Origin of the sequence: Halorubrum sp. Boch-26 (assembly GCF_029889805.1) — an archaeon.
Lineage (GTDB): Archaea > Halobacteriota > Halobacteria > Halobacteriales > Haloferacaceae > Halorubrum.
Genome location: NZ_JARANT010000170.1, coordinates 1 through 1,741, shown reverse-complemented (window position 1 = coordinate 1,741; position 1,741 = coordinate 1). Strand labels below are relative to the sequence as shown.

Annotated in this window: 2 protein-coding genes; one reads left to right on the top strand and one right to left on the bottom strand. The window is 70.8% G+C overall.

Features of this window, described 5'->3' with window-relative positions; genetic code table 11:
* The coding region (locus tag OQF71_RS14470; RefSeq protein ID WP_280588512.1) for an alcohol dehydrogenase catalytic domain-containing protein at nt 1-679 on the bottom strand (679 nt) is incomplete at its 3' end.
* Between the two features lie 245 nt (nt 680-924).
* Between OQF71_RS14470 and OQF71_RS14465 the strand changes: the two genes are divergently transcribed.
* A partial coding sequence (locus tag OQF71_RS14465) for a HAMP domain-containing sensor histidine kinase (protein WP_280588513.1) occupies nt 925-1,741 on the top strand: 817 nt, incomplete at its 3' end.

Genomic DNA, 1,741 nt, shown 5'->3' with positions numbered 1-1,741 from the left:
CCTCGCCCCCGGCCGGGCTCACGAGACCGCCGGCGCCGAGATCGCTCGCGAGCGAGAGCGCGTCGTCGTCGACGTCGACGGCGACGACCCGGGCGCCGAGCGCGTCGCCGAGCTGGACCGCGGAGAGCCCGACCCCCCCACAGCCGTGGACGGCGAGCCGGTCGCCGCCGCCGAGGCCGGCCCGCTCGGCGAGCGCGTGGTAGGCGGTCATGTACCGGCAGCCGAGCGCGGCCGCGGCGGTCGCGTCCAGCCACGAGGGTCGCTCGACGAGGTTGTAGTCCGCGTTCGGGACGGCGACCCGCTCCGCGAAGGCGCCCGGCGCGTCCGACTCGAAGCCGAGCGCGCGCCCGTCGGCGCAGACGTTGCCGGCTCCCCGGCGACAGTACGGGCAGGTACCGTCGCCGAGAGAGAAGGGAACGACGACGCGGTCGCCGGGCGCGAATCGTTCGACCGACCCGCCGACGGCGACCACCTCTCCCGCGGGCTCGTGGCCGAGCACCTGCCCGCGCGGGACGCGGTCGTCGGCCCATTCGCCGTGGCCCATCCACGCGTGCCAGTCGCTCCGACAGACGCCGCAGGCCGCGACGCGGATCACGGCCTCGTCTGGTCCGCACTCGGGGGCGGGGACGTCTCGGACCGCCAGCGGTTCGCCGTACTCGCGAAGGATCGCCGCGCGCATGGGCGGGGAGAGGGAACGGAACGAGGTAAACCCTTCCGCGCTCGAATCGCCGAGCCGGATCGACCTCCGCAGACACGCATCCCGTTCGATGGAGACGGCGCCGAACGGGGCCCCTACCGTCCGTCGACACGCCCGTTTTGCAGTGAGGCTTTATTCACCCCAAACTTGAAAGTTAACAACAACCAATTGATGGTTAAGTAAGGTTTAATATCCTACATGAGAGCGGACATAATGTGTCCCTGCCGATGGAGTGTCGACCGGGTGTCGCCTATCGACGGCCTGACGGCGATCCGAACCGATTCGTGGTCGAGGCCGCCGGCGAGTCGTGGCTGGACGTCGACGCTCTCCCCCGGACCGACTGGTTGGAGGCGACAGCGGAGGACGACCGCGAGCGACTCCGATCGGCGTTCGACGGCGATACCGTCGACATCACCTACCGCCTCGCGGTCGGCGACGACCCGACGTGGGTCCGGGAGTGCGGATGCCTCGACGAGAGCGGCGACGTCGTCGGGTATCTCCTCCCCGCGAGCGAACGGGTCGAGCGCCGCCGGCGGCTGGAGCGGCAGCGCGAGCGCCTAGAGGAGTTCGCCAGCGTCCTCTCGCACGACCTCCGGAACCCGCTCTCGGTCGCCGTCGGCAACATCGAACTGGCGAAGGAGTTCGAATGCGAGGCCGCCGCCGAGCGGCTCGAGCGCGCCCACGGTGCTCTGGACTGGATGGACGACCTCATCTCAGACCTCTTGGCCCTCGCCCGTGAGGGGCGATTCGTCGAGGAGACCGCGACCGTCGACCTACGGACCGTCGTCGACGCGGCGTGGCGGACGGTTGGATCGGGCCCCGACGCCGCACTCGTCGTCGAGGACCCCCTCCCGACCGTCGAGTGCGACCGGAGCCGACTCCGACAGGCACTGGAGAACCTCTTCCGAAACGCGATCGAACACGGGGCGCCCGACGACTACTCGCCGGGCGAGGTGTCCGGGGGAGACGAAACGGACGCCGGCAACGAGATCATCCGCGCGACGTTCGGCGACCCGGCCACCGGAGCCGAATCGCACGACGGCG